The following is a 16421-nucleotide window of genomic DNA, read 5'->3' as shown; positions in this document are numbered from 1 at the left end:
GACGTTCTGACGTTCTGACGTTCCGGCGTTCAGACGCTCCGACGCCCTCGTCGCTCACCGCGCATACCGTGCGCCCAGGCGCCCTCGACGGATACGTTCCACTCCTGGCTGTAATCGCCGGCCTCCGGCGACTGGTCGCCCCGCACGCTGTTGTCGAACCACGCATACCGAAACCGGATATCGGCATAGGGACCGACATTGACGGCCGCCGACGCGTTCCGCGGCATGGGAATAGAATGGCGAACTCTGTCTTTACAGTTTTGCAAAAGAGACCCCCATGCGACTCCTCCACACCATGCTGCGCGTTGGCGACTACCAGCGTTCGATCGACTTCTACACGCGCGTGCTGGGCATGACGCTGCTGCGCGAAAGCGACAATCCCGAATACAAGTACCGCCTGGCCTTCGTCGGATACGGCCCCGAAACCGAGACCGCCGTCATCGAACTGACCTACAACTACGGCGTCGACAAGTACGATCTTGGTACCGCCTATGGCCATATCGCCCTGGAAGTACCCAGCGCGGCCGAAGCCTGTGAGCGCATCCGGTCGGCCGGCGGCAAGGTCACCCGCGAAGCCGGTCCGGTCAAGGGCGGCACCACGGTGATCGCGTTCGTAGAGGACCCGGACGGCTACAAGATCGAACTGATCGAGCGTCACTCGACGCGCGACGCTGCCCGCCCGTAACGCGCAATGAGCGCGCAAGCAATGACGCGGCGCCCGCTGGACGGCACGGCCATCGGGTTGATGGTGCTGCTGTGCGCCGCCTGGGGGCTCCAGCAGGTGATCATCAAGGTCACCGCGCCGCTGATGGGCGCCGTGCTGCAGGCGGGCGTGCGATCCGCCATCGCGGCGCTGCTGGTGTTCGGCTTCGCGGCCTGGCGTGGCACGCCGCTCTGGGAACGCGATGGCACATTGCGCGCGGGACTGGTAGCGGGACTGCTGTTCGGGGCCGAGTTCTTCTGCATCTTCGTTGGACTCGGCCACACCACCGCATCCCGCATGGCGGTGTTTCTCTATACAGCCCCGATCTTCACCGCACTCGGCCTGCACCTGTTCGTGCCGGGCGAGCATCTGCACCGGGGCCAGTGGCTCGGCGTGGTTCTCGCGTTCTGCGGCATTGCGCTGGCCTTCGCCGACGGCATTGCCTCGCCTTCCACGCAAGGCAGCACGGTGATTGGCGATGTCCTGGGCATGGTGGCCGGTGCCCTGTGGGCGGCGACAACCGTCGTCGTGCGCGGCAGCAAGCTGTCTGGTGCCCCTGCCAGCAAGACGCTGCTCTACCAGTTGGGCGTGTCGGCGGTGATGCTGCTGTTGATGGCGCTGGCGGCAGGCCAGGCGCATACGGTGGAAATCACAGGCTTCGTCGTGGCCAGCCTGTTCTACCAGTCGGTGCTGATCGCGTTCGCGAGCTACCTGATCTGGTTCTGGCTTCTGCGCCAGTATCTGGCGTCACGGCTATCGGTCTTCTCGTTCCTGACGCCGCTGTTCGGCGTGGCATTCGGCGTGCTGCTCATGCACGACCACGTCGGCGTGCGGTTCGCCTTGGCGGCGGTGATGGTGCTGGGGGGGATTGTGCTGGTGAATCGACGGGCGTAGTGAACGCCGTCGGTTTGTCGCCCTCTCCCGCGTAGCGGGCAAGGGCGACAACGATCAGTGCCGAATCACTGCGGGAACGAGAACATCCCCAGCGCGCCGCGCACTTCGTCCAGCGTCTGCTGGGTGATTTCGCGGGCTTCGGCGGTGCCCTTCTTCAGGATATCGAACACATAGCCCGGGTCCTGGGCAAGCTGCTCGCGGCGTTCGCGGATCGGGCGCAGCATTTCCTGCAGGACGCCTTCCACGCGGCGCTTCAGCACCATGTCGCCCAGTCCGCCACGACGGTAGTGCTCCTTGAGCGCTTCCACCTCAGCCGGATTCGGATCGAATGCGTCGAGGTACGTGAACACGACATTGCCTTCCACCTGGCCCGGATCGGACACCTTGAGGTGGTTCGGATCGGTGTACATCTTGTGCACGGCTTCGCGAATCTGGTCCGGCGACGCGCCGAGCGGAATCGCGTTGCCCTGCGACTTGCTCATCTTCGCCTTGCCATCCACGCCCGGCAGACGGCCATGCTTCGGGATAAGCGCGGCGGCTTCGGGCAGCACCTCGCGGCCCACCTGATTGTTGACCCGACGCACGATCTCGTTGGTCTGCTCGATCAGCGGTGCCTGGTCTTCGCCCACGGGCACCAGCACGGCCTTGAAGCCGGTGATGTCGGCGGCCTGCGAAGCCGGGTAGCACAGGAAACCAGCCGGGATGTCGCGGCCGAAGCCACGCGCCTGGATTTCCTCCTTGATCGTCGGGTTGCGCTCCAGGCGCGATACCGTGACGAAGTTCAGATACATCAGCGTCAGTTCCGCCAGCGCCGGCAGGTGCGACTGCACCGAGATCGTGGTCTTGGCCGGATCGATGCCCACGGCGAGGTAGTCGAGCGCGACTTCGAGCACGTTGCGGCGCACCTTGTCGGGGTCATGGGCGTTATCGGTCATCGCCTGGGTATCGGCCAGCAGCACGTACTGCTTGTGCGTCTCCTGCAGGGTGACGCGGCTCTTCAGGGAGCCGACGAAATGGCCAAGGTGAAGCGGGCCGGTAGGACGGTCGCCAGTCAGGATGACGGGACGCTTATCAGGGTTGGTCTGGTCAGTCATGGGCGTCGCAAGGACTTCAGGGTATTCAGGATAAAAAGGGGCTCAGGCCACGCGGGCGGGCGGCTCCGCGCCACCGACGATTCGCGCGAGCTCGACATACTCGGCAACGGGCACTTCCTCGGCGCGGCGGGTCAGATCGAAGCCTAGCGCGTCGAAATCAACCTGGTCGCGGAGGAACGACAGCGTATTGCGCAGCACCTTGCGGCGCTGCGAGAACGCGGCGGTCACCACGTCGCCCAACACGCCCGCATCGCACGCGGCATACGGCGACCGCAGCGTGCCATCCTCGGCGCGTGGCCACGGAATCATGCGCACCACGGCGGAATCGACCTTCGGCGGCGGATTGAACGACGCGGGCGGCACATCGAGCACGTGCTCCATGTGGTAGCGAACCTGCAGCATGATCGACAGGCGGCCATACGATTTGCTGCCGGGGTCGGCCACCATGCGCTCGACCACTTCCTTCTGCAGCATGAAATGCTGGTCGCGCACGTCATCGGCGAAATCCACCAGATGGAACAGCAGCGGGCTGGAAATGTTGTACGGCAGGTTACCGACGATGCGCAGCGCGCGGCCGGGCTCGCGCAGCTTGCCAAAATCGAACGCCAGCGCATCGCCGGCGTGGACCACGAGGCGGTCGCCGTAGCGCCGACGCAACCGCTCCACGAGATCCCGGTCGAGCTCGACCACCTGCATGCCTGGCAGCCGCTCCAGCAGCGGATCGGTCAGCGCGCCGAGGCCCGGACCGATCTCGACCACGATGTCGTTCGGCTGCGGGTCAATCGCGCTGACGATGCCGTGAATGATGCCGTCGTCGACGAGGAAGTTCTGTCCGAACCGTTTGCGGGCCACATGGCCCTGGTGCACGTTTGAACGCATAAGTCAGTGCTGGCCGTTGGAGATGCCGTTATCGGCGCGCCCATTGCTGTGGCGCCCGCTGGCATGTCCGGCCATGGTAATGGCACAGCGGATGGCTTCGATCATGCTGCCGTGCTCGGCGCGGCCAGTGCCGGCCAGGTCGAGCGCGGTCCCATGGTCCACCGATGTGCGGATGAAGGGTAGCCCCAGCGTGATATTCACGCCGTGTCCAAAGGTGCCGTACTTGAGGGGTGCCAGGCCCTGGTCATGGTACATCGCCAGCACGCAGTCGGCATCACGCAGATGGCGCGGCTGGAACAGCGTGTCGGCGGGATACGGGCCGCGCGCGTCGATATCGGCATCGCGCGCCTGCTCGAGCGCGGGAGAAATCACGTCGATTTCCTCGCGCCCCATATGACCGGACTCCCCCGCGTGCGGGTTCAGTCCCGTTACCAGGATGCGTGGACGCGCGATGCCGAAATTCCGGCGCAGGTCGGCATCGACAATCGCCAGCGTCTCGACCAACATCGGAATGTTCAGCGCGTCGGGCACCGCGCGCAGCGGCAGATGCGTGGTGGCCAGCGCCACGCGCAGCATGGCGTTGTCATGCGCCGGCTGCGGGCCGGCCAGCATCATTACCACACGCGGCACGCCGGCGCATTCGGCCAAATATTCGGTATGCCCGGAAAACGGCACGCCAGCATCATTGATCGTGCTCTTCTGCACCGGCGCGGTAATCATGGCCGCATAGCGGCCCGTCCGCAGGCCATCGACGGCGGCATCCAGCAGCGCCAGCACGTAGTGGCCATTGCGGGCATCGAGCCGCCCCGGTTCGCAGTGCACGCCCAGCGCGATGTCTTCTACGATCACGTCGCCGTCGGCAATCCGACGTGCCCACGCATGGGCCACGCCGAGCGCCTCGGCACGCTGATCGAGCAGACGCGCATCGCCGATCACATGGAAGCGGACCGCCCCCCCATGGCCGACGTTGCCGCCGTGATTGGCGGCGAACTGCAGCAGGGCACCGATCGTGATATCGGGACCGATGCCGGCCGGTTCTCCGGTCGTGATCGCTAGGTCGAGTGGCGCGGGGTCGGGCATGGTTCGGGCCAGCGCATCAGCGCTGGCGGTTGATCCGGTATTCGACATACGCCGCGCTGCGGAGCTGGCGCACCCAGTCATCATAGGCGGCGCGCAGCTTCTGCTCGCGAACTTCGGCACGTGCGAAGTCACGCTGCTTCTCGGGCGACACTTCGGTCTCGCGGCGATTTTCCACCTGGATCAGGTGCACACCGAACTGCGTGACTACCGGGTCGGAGATCTCGCCCGGGCGCAGGCGGTTCATGGCCTGCTCGAACTCGGGCACTAGTTCGCCCGGCGACACCCAGCCGAGTTCGCCGCCTTGCGACGCCGAGCCGTCCTGCGAGTAGCGACGCGCGGCATCGGCGAAATCTACGCCGTGCGTGATCCGGTCGCGGATCGTCGCCATCTGACGCTTGGCTTCGGCCTCGGGCATGTTCGGGCCGGTGCGGATCAGGATATGGCGCACCTGCGTCTGCGCGATGCGGTCGCTCGCTGCCGGCTGCGCGGCGGCCGTGCGCTTGGACACAAGCTTGACCACGTGGAAACCATTGGCCGATTCCAGAACCTCGGGCACCACCGCGCCCGGCTGCAGGTCGACCACGGCATTGGCGAACACGGCAGGCAGCCGGCCAATCTCGCGGAAACCCAGCGAGCCGCCTTGCGAGGCTTCCGGCGCCTCGGAGTTGGCCTTGGCCAGTTCGGCAAAGTCCGCCCCGCCCTGCACCTGCTTCAGCAGGCCTTCCGCTTTCGTCTTGAGCTGGGCCTTCTGTGCATCGGACGCATCTTCGGGCACGCGCACGAGGATCTGCGCCACATTGAACTCAGTCGGGCCCGAGGCTGCCGCCTGGCCACCATTACGCGCAGCCAGATAGTTGTCGATCTCGCCGTCGTAGACCTGCACCTTCGAGTCCACCTCGCGTTCGCGCAGGCGGATCACCTGGACCTGCTTGCGCAGTTCGTCGCGGTACTTGGTCCACGACATGCCGCTGGCTTCCACGCGGCTGCGCAACTCCGTCGCAGACATCTTGTTCTGTTGCGCCACCGATTCGATCGCCCGATCGACTTCCTGATCGGTCACCTTGATCCCGGCTTCCTGCGCGGCCTGCGTCTGCACGCGCTCCATCACGAGGCGTTCCAGCACTTCGCCTAGCAAGTCAGGCCGCGGTGGCACCTCACGCTTGGCGGCGCGAAGCTGGCTTTCGATCTCGTCGGCGCGGTCAAGCAGTTCCCGGCGCGTGATCACGCTGTTGTTGACGACAGCCACCACCTCGTCCACCAACTGCGAGCGCGGCTGGGACGAAGGCTGCGGCACGCCCATCATCGGCTGGCTCGGCGCCACGGTGCTGCCCTGGCTGGCCGATTGGCTGCCCTGCTGCGTGAAGATGCCCTGCGTACGCGTGCCGGGCGCGCGCAGTTGCGCAGCTGCCGGCGCGGCCAGCGTCACGAGCACGGCCGACAGCAGCAGCTGCTGCCAGGGGTTCAGGCGGGACAACAGGGAGAAGGCTTGACGTTTCATCTTGGTCCGTCATTCATAGTGATCGTACGGGGTTGTCGGCACCGGCCGTGCCGTCACGGGCTCGTAGCCCGGCACGTTCAGGCGCAACATGTCCAGCGGGTTGGAGCCGATCTTCGACAGCCCACGGAACTCCACCTGGAAGAAAACCCGCCCGGTGTAACCGTTCGAGGTATTGCGGAAACGCTGGTACACGAACCGGCCGACCCAGCAGTCGGCGGCATACTCGAAACCGGCCAGCGCATCCACGAGCTGGTTGGCCGACTTGTCGAACGCCACGCGGCCGATACCGTAAGTGCGTTGCGTGATCGGCCACTGTCCCGACATTTCGATCTGGTCGATCGCGGTATTGTCTGTCACCGAGGTCGGGCGACGGTAGCGATAGCCAAAATTGATGAGCTTGCGCGATTCCGGGCGGTACGCGAGTGCCACGTTCGAGTAGTTGACCTTGTCCTGGTCCGGATTCCACTGGATGCCGGCATCGAGATAGTAGCCACGGAACAGCTGGATCGTGGTGGCTGCCAGCAGGTCCGAGTAGCTCGGCTTGGCATCCGGCAGCGTGCCGTTGAGCTGGACACGCTGGCCCGTGAAGTCGACGCGCTGCGCAATCGTGCCACGGAAACGTTCGACACCGGTCTCCGATTCGATCAGGCGCGTGGTCAGGCCCAGCGTCAGCTTGTTATTGTCGGCGATGCGGTCGTTACCGGTAAACGGGTTCTCGGTAAAGATCTGGCCGTAGCCGAAGTCCGACTGCACTGTATCGAACAGCGGGAACTGACTCTGGTCGTAGAACGGCGTGTAGACGTAGAACAGGCGCGGCTCGAGTGTCTGGGTGTACTTCACGCCAAACAGCTTGCTCACACCCGGCGCGTCACGCTCGAACGTCATGCCCGAATCGAGGCTCACGGTCGGAATGGCGCGATTGAGCGTATTCGACGCGCCAGTGGTGTTGGTGCCGGCATCCATGTTGTACTGCGCCGCGTTGAAGATGAACTTCGGCGTCACGTACCAGCCCGGGTGGATGAGCGGGTAACTGATCGTCGGCTGGATGAATGCGCGATTGCCCTCGGGCTGCTGGAAGCCGGTACTGGTCAGCGGGATGCGGAACCGCGTGTAGTCAGTTTCGAGCGAAATATCGAAACCGTGGAAATCATAGCGGTTGTACTTCGCGTTCAACTGCGGCTCGCGCTCGTAGGACGGCTCGCTGGGCAACAGCGTCTGGAACTTCTGCACCCGTGCCATGAACACCCAGTCCTGCCACGCATAGATCACGCCACCTTCCTGCGTGTACTGACGCAGAGTCGACTGCGATACGGAACGCGTCAGGTCGTCGGGATACTTGTCATCCGAAACCTTGCTGACGTTCACATAGGCCGTCATACCAGGAATGATGCTCTGGTAGTGCTGGATCGAGTAGGCCCAACGGTTGCGGCCCGCCTTCTTGTCGTCGGGCAGGAACTCGCCGCGGATACGTCCGCTGTAGCCGTCGCCCACATACCGGAAATCCTCGCCAAGCTGCACGCCGCGCGACGTCAGGATACGCGGGTAGATCGTCAGATCGCGGTTTGGCGCCAGGTTGAAGTAGTAGGGCACCGTCAGGTCGGCACCCGAGTTCGACCCATAGCCGAACAACGGCGGCAGCACGCCGCTACGACGCTCGCCATTGAGCGGAAAACTGAACGCCGGCGCGCCGGCAATCGGCACGCCAAAGAAATTAAGCACACCGCCATAGGCCGTGCCGACCTGACGATCGCTGTCCAGGTCGAGCTTTCTGGCGCTGAAGTACCAGTCCGCGTTATCGGGCGAACAGGTCGTGTAGGTCGCCTTCTTCAGCGTGCTGCGGTCCGGATCCAGGAAATCGACGCGCTCGGCGCTGCCGGAGCCGCCAGTCTGCTGGAAGTAGTAGTCCGGGGACAGCATGTAGCCTTCATTGGCCTGCACGCGCATCCGTGCTTCCGGGCCCACGGCCAGCGTGCCGCTCTTGGAAAGCCGCACGTTGCCAGTGGCATGTGCTTCGTCGGTGTCCTGGTCGTAGGTGAGCCTGTCGCCCTTGATCACGCCACCGTCGCGGCGCAGTTCGGCGTGCCCTTCCATCTCCACGCCCTTCTCGCTGTAGCCCGTTACGCGATCGCCCGACACATAGGCCGGGGCGTTCGGATTCGAGGGCGTAGATGACGGCGAGAGGTTTAGCGTGTTGCCACTGGGGGCGGTCCGCGTGGCGGGCTCGGTCAGGCGCGGCACGAGATCGCCGCCTTCAGCCGGCGGCGGCGGCGCCTCCGGGGTCTGAGTGACCACCGGCTCGACAAGGTCGATGTTCGGAATGGCGGACGTCGCGCCGTACTGCGCATGGGCACTCACCGTCAGCCCGGCCATGGCGAGCACGAGCGGCCGCAGCGCGCTGGCGGGCAGGCGGACGCGCCGGGACGTGCCCGGAGGCGCTGGCGGTCGGGTGGCCGGATGATGCGGTGATCGTCGTTGTTCGGTCATGCAAACGGTGGTCGGTCAGCTCGGCGGGCCGGCGCTTCGAAGGGGCTGCAAAGTTTGCCCCTGCTTCAACGCCAGCCCATTGCCAGAGCGGGCTGCGGGGCGACAAAGGCCCCTCCCGGAGGCCACCCGGCGCCCGGGTCTGGTCGGGTATTATACGGGGCATCGTATTCTCCCTTTCAGGCATGTCTGCACTTCTTCACGCCCCGGGCCAGGACCCGCGCATCGAACAACTCAAAACGTGGGTAGCCAGACTCGGTGCGGCATGGTCGATCGACCCGGATTCCTGCGCCCCCGCGTCGGCCGACGCGAGCTTTCGCCGCTACTTCCGCGTGCGGACCGGCCACCCTGCACACCCCACCGCGATCGTGATGGACGCGCCACCCTCGCATGAGGATTGCCGCCCGTTCATCCATGTGGCAAAGCTGTTCGGCGATGCCGGCGTGACGGTGCCCACGGTGCTGGCCCAGGATCTCGATCAGGGGTTCCTGCTGCTGGCCGATCTGGGTAGCCAGACGTACCTGTCGCGCCTGGACGACACCTCGGCGCACAATCTCTATACCGATGCGGCCGCCGCGCTGGTCAAGATCCAGGCCGCCACCCGCCCAGGCGAACTGCCGGCGTACGACCGCGCGCTGCTGCAGCGCGAACTGGACCTGTTCCCGCAGTGGTACATCGCCAAGCACCTCGGCGTGACGCTCGACGACCGTCAGCAGGCCGACCTGCGTGAGGTGTTCGAGACCATCCTGACCAACAACCTGGCGCAGCCGCAGGTCTACGTGCATCGCGACTACCATTCGCGCAACCTGATGGTGCTGCCCGAAGCCGGCAACCCCGGTGTCCTGGACTTCCAGGATGCGGTGATCGGCCCGATCACCTACGACGCCGTGTCGCTCTGGCGCGACGCTTATATCGAATGGGAAGAAGAGCAGCAGCTCGACTGGCTGATCCGCTACTGGGAACGCGCCCGCAAGACCGGGCTGCCCGTGGCGGCCGATTTCGGCGAGTTCTATCGCGACTTCGAATGGATGGGCCTGCAACGTCACCTCAAGGTGCTCGGCATCTTCGCGCGCCTGTATCACCGTGACGGCAAGGACGGCTATCTGGCCAACCTGCCGCTCGTGCTCCGATACACCCGCAACGTGGCAGGCCGGTATAGCGAGATGCGCAAGCTCGTGCGCCTGCTCGATGCGATCGAAGGCACCGAGCGGCCCACCGGCTTCACGTTCTAGGCGGATGCAACGTGGAGGTCCCGTCCGACACCCCTGACACCCCCCTGGCCCCCGAGGCCATCACCCGCAGCGGCGAGTGGTGGGCTGGCGCCCGCGCGCTGGCGCCGATGCTGCTCGGCGTGATGCCGTTCGGCCTGATCTACGGCGTGCTGGCAGTCAATGCCGGCATGCCGGCCTGGCTGGCCTGCGCGATGAGCGCGATCGTCTTCGGCGGGGCATCGCAGATGATCCTGACGCAACTCTGGGCAGCCGGCACGCCGGCGCTGGTGGTTGCGTTCACGGTGGCGATGGTCAATCTGCGACACGCGCTCTATTCCGCGACGATTGCCGCATCCCTGGCGCCGCTGCCACGCCGCTGGAAGGCGCTGATTGCCTATCTGCTGACCGACGAGGCGTTCGCGGCCATGACCCGCCGTCTGGGAGACACCGGCCCCCGCGCGCGCTACCGGCACTGGTTCTACTTTGGCGCGGGCTTTGCGCTCTGGGCGAGCTGGCAGGTCTCCACGCTGGCCGGCGTGCTGGTTGGCGCGCAGGTGCCGCGTGACTGGCCGCTCGATTTCTTCCTGCCGCTGACCTTCATCGGGATCATCGTCCCGAACCTGAAGCACCGCTCGCAGACCGCCGCTGCGCTGGTGGCCTCGGTACTGGCCGTAGCGTGCTTCGCCATGCCGCACAAGCTCGGCATCATGGTGGCGGCGCTGGGCGGCATTGCCGCAGGCATGTTGCTGCGCGGGCGCGACCGGGACGGTACCGGGCGGCGCTCGTCGGACGCATCGGGCCGCACCGATGGCAAGGAGCACGCAGCATGAGCCAGATGACCCTGCTGTGGGTATTCATCGGCGCGGGACTGGCCACGTTCCTGATCCGGCTGTCATTCATCGCCGTCGAGGGCCGCGTGCGCCTTCCGGCATGGTTTCGCACGGCGCTGCAGTTCGTGCCGGCGGCCATGCTGTCGGCCCTGATCGCGCCGGACCTGCTGATGCGCGACGGCGCCGTGTTCGTCAGCCCGCACAATGCACGCCTGATCGCCGGCGTGGTGGCCATCGTCATCGCCGCGCGCACGCGCAGCGTTGGCTGGACCATCGCCGGAGGCATGGCCGCCCTGATTGCCCTGGAGGCCCTGATTTGAAAGCGATGATCTTCGCCGCCGGCCGCGGCGATCGTATGCGACCGTTGACCGATGCCTGCCCAAAGCCGTTGCTGGCCGTGGGGGGCAAGCCGCTGATCGTGTGGCAGGTCGAGGCGCTGGTGCGCGCTGGCCTCACCGATATCGTCATCAATCACGCCTGGCTCGGCGAGCAGCTCGAGTCGGCACTGGGCGATGGCTCGCAATTCGGCGCGCGCATCCATTGGTCGGCCGAAGGCACGGCGCTGGAAACGGCCGGCGGCATCGCCCACGCGCTGCCCCTGCTGACCGGCAAGACCGACGCCGACGACGTGTTCCTGGCCGTATCGGGCGACATCTTCTGCGACTTCGACTACCGCACCCTGTTGCCACGCGCCCGCGCCATGGCCATGGCCCCGCGACCGCACATGCATCTGGTGATGGTGCCGAACCCGCCCTTCCATCCGCGCGGCGATTTCGTGCTGGATACGGCCGGGCTGCTGCGGATGCCCAGCGCCGACGCCCACGCGCTGACGTTCGGCAATATCGGCCTGTACGACACCCGCCTGTTCCGCGAAATCGAACGCGGAGCGAAGGTGGCGATGTCGCCCTACTATCGGGAGTCCATCGCCGCAGGCCTGGCCACGGGCGAGCGCTTCGACGGCCGCTGGGAAAACGTTGGCACTCCTGCGCAACTGGCGGCGCTTGATCGCTCGCTGCGGGCATAGCGGCGCGTTCCCGAACGTTACCAAAGCCCCGGACGCGCCCACTTTTGCGCCGCATCGTGCGCACGCGCGGCCCGCTTTCCCCGCCGACGGGTTTAGAATCGGGGCATTCCCCTCACCGTCTTTCATCCATGTCCGCACCCGACTCCGCCCTCCTCGGCGCGTGCAGCGATCGCCGCGCCCGTGTGCTGAAACATCTGCGCGCCAACGGCGGCGGCGTGGCCATCGTGCCAACCGCGCCGGAGGCCATGCGCAATCGCGACAGCGACTATCCGTACCGGCACGACAGCTATTTCTATTACCTGACCGGATTCACCGAGCCAGAAGCAGTGCTCGTGCTGGTGGCGGGCGGCCCGGGCGACGACACCAACAGCAGCATCCTGTTCTGCCGACCCAAGCACGAAGAACGCGAGATCTGGGATGGCTTCCGCTATGGCCCAGAAGGCGCGCGCGCGATGTTCGGCTTCGACGAGGCGCATTCGGTCGAAGACATCGACAAGCTGCTGCCGCCGATGCTGGCCAATCGCGCCACGCTGGCCTACCCGCTGGCCGCCACCGCAGACTTCGACGCCCGCGTGCGTGGCTGGCTGGACGCGGTACGGATGCAGGGCCGCGCCGGGGTGTCCTCCCCGTCGGCCGCGCTCGACGTTCGCGCACTACTCGACGAGATGCGCCTGTTCAAGGATGCGGGCGAACTGGTCACGATGCGCCGTGCCGCCGAGATCTCGGCCCAGGCGCATGTTCGTGCGATGCGCACGTCGCGCCACGGCTTGCGCGAGTACCACCTCGAAGCCGAACTGCTCTACGAATTCCGCCGCCACGGCGCCCAGAGCGTGGCCTACAACTCGATCGTCGCCACGGGCCCCAACGCTTGCGTGCTGCACTACCGGGCTGGTCCGGCCGAACTGCGCGACGGCGACCTGTGCCTGATCGACGCGGGTTGCGAACTCGACGGCTACGCGTCGGACATTACGCGCACATTCCCGGTCAACGGCCGATTCACGCCGGCGCAGCGCGAGCTCTATGACCTCGTGCAGGCCGCGCAGGACGCCGCCATCGCCGAGACACGCGCGGGCGTGCCATACAACGTCCCGCACGACGCGGCGGTGCGTGTGCTGGCGCAAGGCATGCTGGACACCGGCCTGCTCGACCGCAACAAGGAAGGCACGCTCGACGACGTGCTGGCCAGCGGCAGCTATCGCCGCTTCTACATGCACCGCACGGGCCACTGGCTCGGCATGGACGTGCACGACGTGGGTGAATACCGCGTGCCCGGCCCGCTGCCGGCAGGCCACGAGGGCGAGCGGGCATGGCGTCCGCTTGAGGCGGGCATGGTGGTAACCATCGAGCCGGGCATCTACGTGCGCCCGGCCGAAGACGTACCCGAACGCTACTGGCACATCGGCATCCGCATCGAGGACGACGCCGTGGTGACTTCGGGAGATTGCGAACTGATCACGCGCGGCGTGCCTGTGAAGGCCGACGAGATCGAGGCACTGATGCGCGACAACGGAGGCATGTCGCGATGAAGGCATTGTTGAGCAAACTGTTCGGAACCGGCGTCACGAAGACCCACACGACACGAGCAGTCGATCCGAACGAACCATTCGTGATCAATATTTATGACGACCGCGTCGTGGTGCACCGCCCCGACGGCCAGCGCGAAGAACTGGCCTGGGACGCGCTGGAGAAAGTCGTGGTGCGCGTGTCCGACCGCGCGCCGTGGGCTGGTACGGCATGGCTGATCCTGGCCGGCGACGCCGCAAGTCAGCAAGGCTGCGTGGTGCCGATGACCGCGGCCAACCACGAGGCGCTGGTGCGACGCCTGCAGGAGCTGCCCGGCTTCCATCAGCAGAAACTCGACAACGCGATGCGCGACGCCACCTCTGGCAAGTCACGCACCGACGCGAATCTGTGGAAGCGATCCGAAGCCGAAGCCCAAGCGCGCAAGGACGAGGAAGCCAGCCATGACGCTGCCAGCCAGCACTGACGCGCTCGCGGTTGAGCCGCGCGACATCGCCATTGTCGGCGGCGGGCCGGTCGGCCTGGCGCTGGCGGCGCAGTTGCTACGCACCACCTCGTGGCGCATCACGCTGATCGACGCGGCCACGCCGGCGCGCGCCGCGCGTGACCCGCGCGCCATTGCCCTGTCGCACGGCAGCCGCCAGTTGCTCGAGCAGATCGGCGCATGGCCGGTGCCGGCGCAGGCGATCGAGCATATCCATGTATCGCAGCGCGGCCGCTTCGGCCATGTGAAGCTCCATGGCGATGACTATGGCGTGCCCGCGCTGGGCTATGTGGTCAGGTATGGCGACCTTTGCCAGACCCTCGAACGCGCGCTCGCCCGCGCCGCCGACGCCGCCCCGGGCCGGCTTGAACGCGCCTTCGAGACGCGTATCGACAACATCGACCAGGGCGACCGGAGCGACCGGAGCGACGCCGCCCTGGTCCGGCTGACCGGCACCTCGCACGCAGAGCACGAGGGATTACCGGTTGCGTTTGCGGCCCGCATCGCTGTGCAGGCCGAAGGCGGCCTGTTCCACCAGCAAATCCAGCGCCTGTCGCATGGCACCGAGGCCGTGCGGCGGCGCGACTATCAACAGACCGCGATCATCGGCCATGTGACGTGCACGCAACCGCAGCCCGGCTGGGCGTGGGAACGCTTTACCGAGGAAGGGCCGCTGGCGCTGCTGCCACATGAGGAACATGGCGTGCAGGGCTACGCGCTGGTCTGGTGCTGCCCGCCCGAGCAGGCCATGCGCCGGCTCGCGCTCACCGAGGACGAGTTCGCATATGAACTGGGCCAGGCGTTCGGTACGCGAATGGGGCAGTTCACGCTGGTTGGCAAGCGCCACGCATTCCCGCTCGGGCTCAATGCCGCGCCGGTCACGGTCGACGGGCGCGTTGCCGCGGTCGGCAATGCCGCGCAGACGCTACATCCGGTAGCCGGACAGGGGCTGAACCTGGGCCTTCGCGACGCGTTCGCGCTGGCCGATTCGCTGCGCGCAGGCTGCACACCACAAGCGCTGGAGGCGTTCGCGAGCCGGCACCGGGTCGACCGCGCGATGACAATCGGCATCACCGACCTGCTGCCGCGTGTGTTCGCCGTGGGCGGCCCGATGGCGGCCCACGCACGCGGCGCGTCGCTCGCAGCACTGGCCTGCGTGGCGCCGCTCAAGCACGCGCTGGCGCGGCAAATGATGTACGGCGCACGCGGCTAGTCGATATTTGCCAGGCAGTTCCCCGACGGCCCCCTTACGGGGCCGTCTTCATGATATTTGCTCATTTCTTGAGCAACCGTACCGGATTGGCGGTAAAATCCCGCCCTCGCACATGACCCGACTTGCGCCGGCCCCAAGGCTTGGCAGGGGCATGTTTTTGCATATCGCCAGCTTCGCCTGAACGCACCCAACACCGTTCCATCGTGCAGATCGGTCCGCACCAACTTCGCAACAACCTGTTCGTCGCCCCCATGGCCGGGGTGACCGACCGGCCCTTCCGCCAGCTCTGCAAGCAGCTTGGCGCGGGCTACGCGGTGTCCGAGATGGTTGCGTCGAACGCCCAGCTCTGGAAAAGCGAAAAGACCATGCGCCGCGCCAACCACGCCGGCGAGGTGGAACCGATCTCGGTGCAGATCGCAGGCGCGGAGCCGTCGATGATGGCCGAGGCGGCCCGCTACAACGTGGACCGCGGCGCCCAGATCATCGACATCAACATGGGCTGCCCGGCCAAGAAGGTCTGCAACGTGGCCGCCGGTTCGGCGCTGCTGCAGAACGAGCCGCTGGTCGTGCGCATCGTCGAAGCCGTGGTGGCCGCCGTGGGCGACCGCGTGCCCGTCACGCTGAAGATCCGCACCGGCTGGGACCGCGAGCACAAGAATGCGCTGCGCGTGGCGCGCATGGTGGAAGACGCCGGCATCAGCATGCTGACGATCCACGGCCGCACGCGCGCCGATCTCTATCATGGCGAAGCCGAGTACGAGACGATTGCCGCCGTCAAGTCGTCGATCCGCATCCCCGTGGTAGCCAACGGCGACATCACCACGCCGCAGAAGGCCCGACATGTGCTGGCCGTGACCGGCGCCGACGCGATCATGATCGGCCGGGCCGCGCAGGGCCGCCCCTGGCTGTTCCGCGAGATCGAGCACTACCTGAAGACGGGCGAGCTGCTGCCCTCGCCAGAAGTGGCCGAGATCCGCGCGATCATGAACCATCACCTGGCGGACCACTACGCGTTCTACGGCGAGTTCACCGGAGTGCGCACCGCCCGCAAGCATATTGCCTGGTACACGCGCGGCCTCAAGGGCGCGAACCTGTTCCGGCATCGCATGAACACACTGGAATCCACCGACGCGCAACTCGCGGCCGTCAACGCATTCTTCGACGAACAGGCTGCAATTTCCGACCGCCTGGTCTATGTCGACGAGAATGCCGCGCCGGACGACGACGCGCTCGACAACAACAAGAAACGGGAATTGCTTGCCGCATGAGCCGCAACGCTATCGACCAATGCATCCGGGACAGCCTGGATACTTACTTTCGCGATCTGGACGGCGAAGTGCCGTCCAACATGTACAACATGGTGCTGGAGGCCGTCGAGCGGCCCCTGCTGGAAGCCGTGATGACGCGCGCCGAGCGCAACCAGTCACTGGCAGCCGCGTATCTCGGCATCAACCGCAACACCCTTCGCAAGAAGCTGCAGCAACACGGTTTACTTTGAATTTGACGCGT

Annotated in this window: 16 protein-coding genes; 11 read left to right on the top strand and 5 right to left on the bottom strand. The window is 66.2% G+C overall.

The window, feature by feature from the left end; translation table 11 throughout:
* Positions 1-277: 277 nt before the first annotated feature.
* Positions 278-685: a lactoylglutathione lyase gene (gloA, locus tag WD006_RS01615; RefSeq protein ID WP_008644047.1), complete on the top strand. Its 408-nt coding sequence runs from the start codon at positions 278-280 to the stop codon at positions 683-685.
* A 6-nt stretch (positions 686-691) separates the two neighbouring features.
* The gene (locus WD006_RS01610; protein WP_011515315.1) at positions 692-1597 is read left to right on the top strand and encodes a DMT family transporter; all 906 of its coding nucleotides are present in this window, start codon (positions 692-694) and stop codon (positions 1595-1597) included.
* Between the two features lie 65 nt (positions 1598-1662).
* Here the strand turns inward: WD006_RS01610 and trpS are convergent, their stop codons facing one another.
* Genes trpS through WD006_RS01585 form a run of 5 tightly spaced genes read right to left on the bottom strand, consistent with a single transcriptional unit; the run spans position 1663 to position 8632 of the window.
* Positions 1663-2691 (bottom strand): tryptophan--tRNA ligase, encoded by a 1029-nt coding sequence (trpS, locus tag WD006_RS01605; protein WP_011515314.1) that lies wholly within the window; start codon positions 2689-2691, stop codon positions 1663-1665.
* Positions 2692-2733: 42 nt separating this feature from the next.
* A complete protein-coding gene (gene rsmA, locus WD006_RS01600; protein ID WP_011515313.1) occupies positions 2734-3570 on the bottom strand; it encodes a 16S rRNA (adenine(1518)-N(6)/adenine(1519)-N(6))-dimethyltransferase RsmA in 837 nt (278 codons plus the stop codon).
* 3 nt (positions 3571-3573) lie between these two features.
* Positions 3574-4650, bottom strand: coding sequence for a 4-hydroxythreonine-4-phosphate dehydrogenase PdxA (gene pdxA, locus WD006_RS01595; RefSeq protein ID WP_011515312.1), 1077 nt, complete (start codon positions 4648-4650; stop codon positions 3574-3576).
* Positions 4651-4666: 16 nt separating this feature from the next.
* On the bottom strand, positions 4667-6148 hold the full coding sequence (locus WD006_RS01590) for a peptidylprolyl isomerase (protein ID WP_011515311.1): 1482 nt from the start codon (positions 6146-6148) through the stop codon (positions 4667-4669).
* 9 nt (positions 6149-6157) lie between these two features.
* A complete protein-coding gene (locus WD006_RS01585; RefSeq protein WP_029308415.1) occupies positions 6158-8632 on the bottom strand; it encodes an LPS-assembly protein LptD in 2475 nt (824 codons plus the stop codon).
* 182 nt (positions 8633-8814) lie between these two features.
* Between WD006_RS01585 and WD006_RS01580 the strand changes: the two genes are divergently transcribed.
* The 9 genes from WD006_RS01580 to WD006_RS01540 all read left to right on the top strand — a co-directional run bounded on the left by WD006_RS01580 (position 8815) and on the right by WD006_RS01540 (position 16410).
* Entirely contained in the window at positions 8815-9861 is a 1047-nt protein-coding gene (locus WD006_RS01580; protein ID WP_011515309.1) for an aminoglycoside phosphotransferase family protein, read from the top strand.
* 11 nt (positions 9862-9872) lie between these two features.
* Complete coding sequence (locus WD006_RS01575; RefSeq protein ID WP_011515308.1) at positions 9873-10670, top strand: AzlC family ABC transporter permease; 798 nt, start codon at positions 9873-9875, stop codon at positions 10668-10670.
* Positions 10667-10990 carry an AzlD domain-containing protein gene (locus WD006_RS01570; protein ID WP_011515307.1) on the top strand — a complete coding sequence of 108 codons (324 nt, stop codon included), beginning with the start codon at positions 10667-10669 and terminating at the stop codon, positions 10988-10990. Before WD006_RS01575 ends, WD006_RS01570 begins: the two co-directional genes overlap by 4 nt.
* Positions 10987-11694, top strand: coding sequence for an N-acetylmuramate alpha-1-phosphate uridylyltransferase MurU (gene murU / locus WD006_RS01565; RefSeq protein ID WP_029308416.1), 708 nt, complete (start codon positions 10987-10989; stop codon positions 11692-11694). The genes WD006_RS01570 and murU overlap by 4 nt, the downstream gene beginning before the upstream one ends.
* Before the next feature lie 128 nt (positions 11695-11822).
* Positions 11823-13220, top strand: a complete 1398-nt coding sequence (locus WD006_RS01560; protein ID WP_011515305.1) for an aminopeptidase P N-terminal domain-containing protein — start codon at positions 11823-11825, stop codon at positions 13218-13220.
* Positions 13217-13681: a hypothetical protein gene (locus WD006_RS01555; protein WP_011515304.1), complete on the top strand. Its 465-nt coding sequence runs from the start codon at positions 13217-13219 to the stop codon at positions 13679-13681. The genes WD006_RS01560 and WD006_RS01555 overlap by 4 nt, the downstream gene beginning before the upstream one ends.
* A complete protein-coding gene (locus WD006_RS01550; protein ID WP_011515303.1) occupies positions 13659-14912 on the top strand; it encodes a UbiH/UbiF/VisC/COQ6 family ubiquinone biosynthesis hydroxylase in 1254 nt (417 codons plus the stop codon). The genes WD006_RS01555 and WD006_RS01550 overlap by 23 nt, the downstream gene beginning before the upstream one ends.
* Positions 14913-15115: 203 nt before the next feature.
* Complete coding sequence (gene dusB / locus WD006_RS01545) at positions 15116-16180, top strand: tRNA dihydrouridine synthase DusB (RefSeq protein ID WP_017513201.1); 1065 nt, start codon at positions 15116-15118, stop codon at positions 16178-16180.
* Positions 16177-16410: a Fis family transcriptional regulator gene (locus tag WD006_RS01540; protein ID WP_008646031.1), complete on the top strand. Its 234-nt coding sequence runs from the start codon at positions 16177-16179 to the stop codon at positions 16408-16410. The genes dusB and WD006_RS01540 overlap by 4 nt, the downstream gene beginning before the upstream one ends.
* Positions 16411-16421 lie beyond the last annotated feature (11 nt).

The sequence above is a fragment of the Cupriavidus sp. Met-2 genome (assembly GCF_049843575.1).
In the GTDB taxonomy this organism is placed as follows: Bacteria; Pseudomonadota; Gammaproteobacteria; order Burkholderiales; family Burkholderiaceae; genus Cupriavidus; species Cupriavidus metallidurans.
This window is presented reverse-complemented; position numbering and strand designations above follow the sequence as displayed.

Bases quoted from the DNA above. Each gene is read 5' to 3' on its own strand.
- trpS (WP_011515314.1), bottom strand. From the start codon at position 2,691: ATGACTGACCAGACCAACCCTGATAAGCGTCCCGTCATCCTGACTGGC.
- gloA (WP_008644047.1), top strand. From the start codon at position 278: ATGCGACTCCTCCACACCATGCTGCGCGTTGGCGACTACCAGCGTTCG.
- WD006_RS01540 (WP_008646031.1), top strand. From the start codon at position 16,177: ATGAGCCGCAACGCTATCGACCAATGCATCCGGGACAGCCTGGATACT.
- WD006_RS01570 (WP_011515307.1), top strand. From the start codon at position 10,667: ATGAGCCAGATGACCCTGCTGTGGGTATTCATCGGCGCGGGACTGGCC.
- WD006_RS01590 (WP_011515311.1), bottom strand. From the start codon at position 6,148: ATGAAACGTCAAGCCTTCTCCCTGTTGTCCCGCCTGAACCCCTGGCAG.
- WD006_RS01560 (WP_011515305.1), top strand. From the start codon at position 11,823: ATGTCCGCACCCGACTCCGCCCTCCTCGGCGCGTGCAGCGATCGCCGC.
- WD006_RS01550 (WP_011515303.1), top strand. From the start codon at position 13,659: ATGACGCTGCCAGCCAGCACTGACGCGCTCGCGGTTGAGCCGCGCGAC.
- WD006_RS01555 (WP_011515304.1), top strand. From the start codon at position 13,217: ATGAAGGCATTGTTGAGCAAACTGTTCGGAACCGGCGTCACGAAGACC.
- pdxA (WP_011515312.1), bottom strand. From the start codon at position 4,650: ATGCCCGACCCCGCGCCACTCGACCTAGCGATCACGACCGGAGAACCG.
- WD006_RS01610 (WP_011515315.1), top strand. From the start codon at position 692: ATGAGCGCGCAAGCAATGACGCGGCGCCCGCTGGACGGCACGGCCATC.
- rsmA (WP_011515313.1), bottom strand. From the start codon at position 3,570: ATGCGTTCAAACGTGCACCAGGGCCATGTGGCCCGCAAACGGTTCGGA.
- WD006_RS01585 (WP_029308415.1), bottom strand. From the start codon at position 8,632: ATGACCGAACAACGACGATCACCGCATCATCCGGCCACCCGACCGCCA.
- WD006_RS01580 (WP_011515309.1), top strand. From the start codon at position 8,815: ATGTCTGCACTTCTTCACGCCCCGGGCCAGGACCCGCGCATCGAACAA.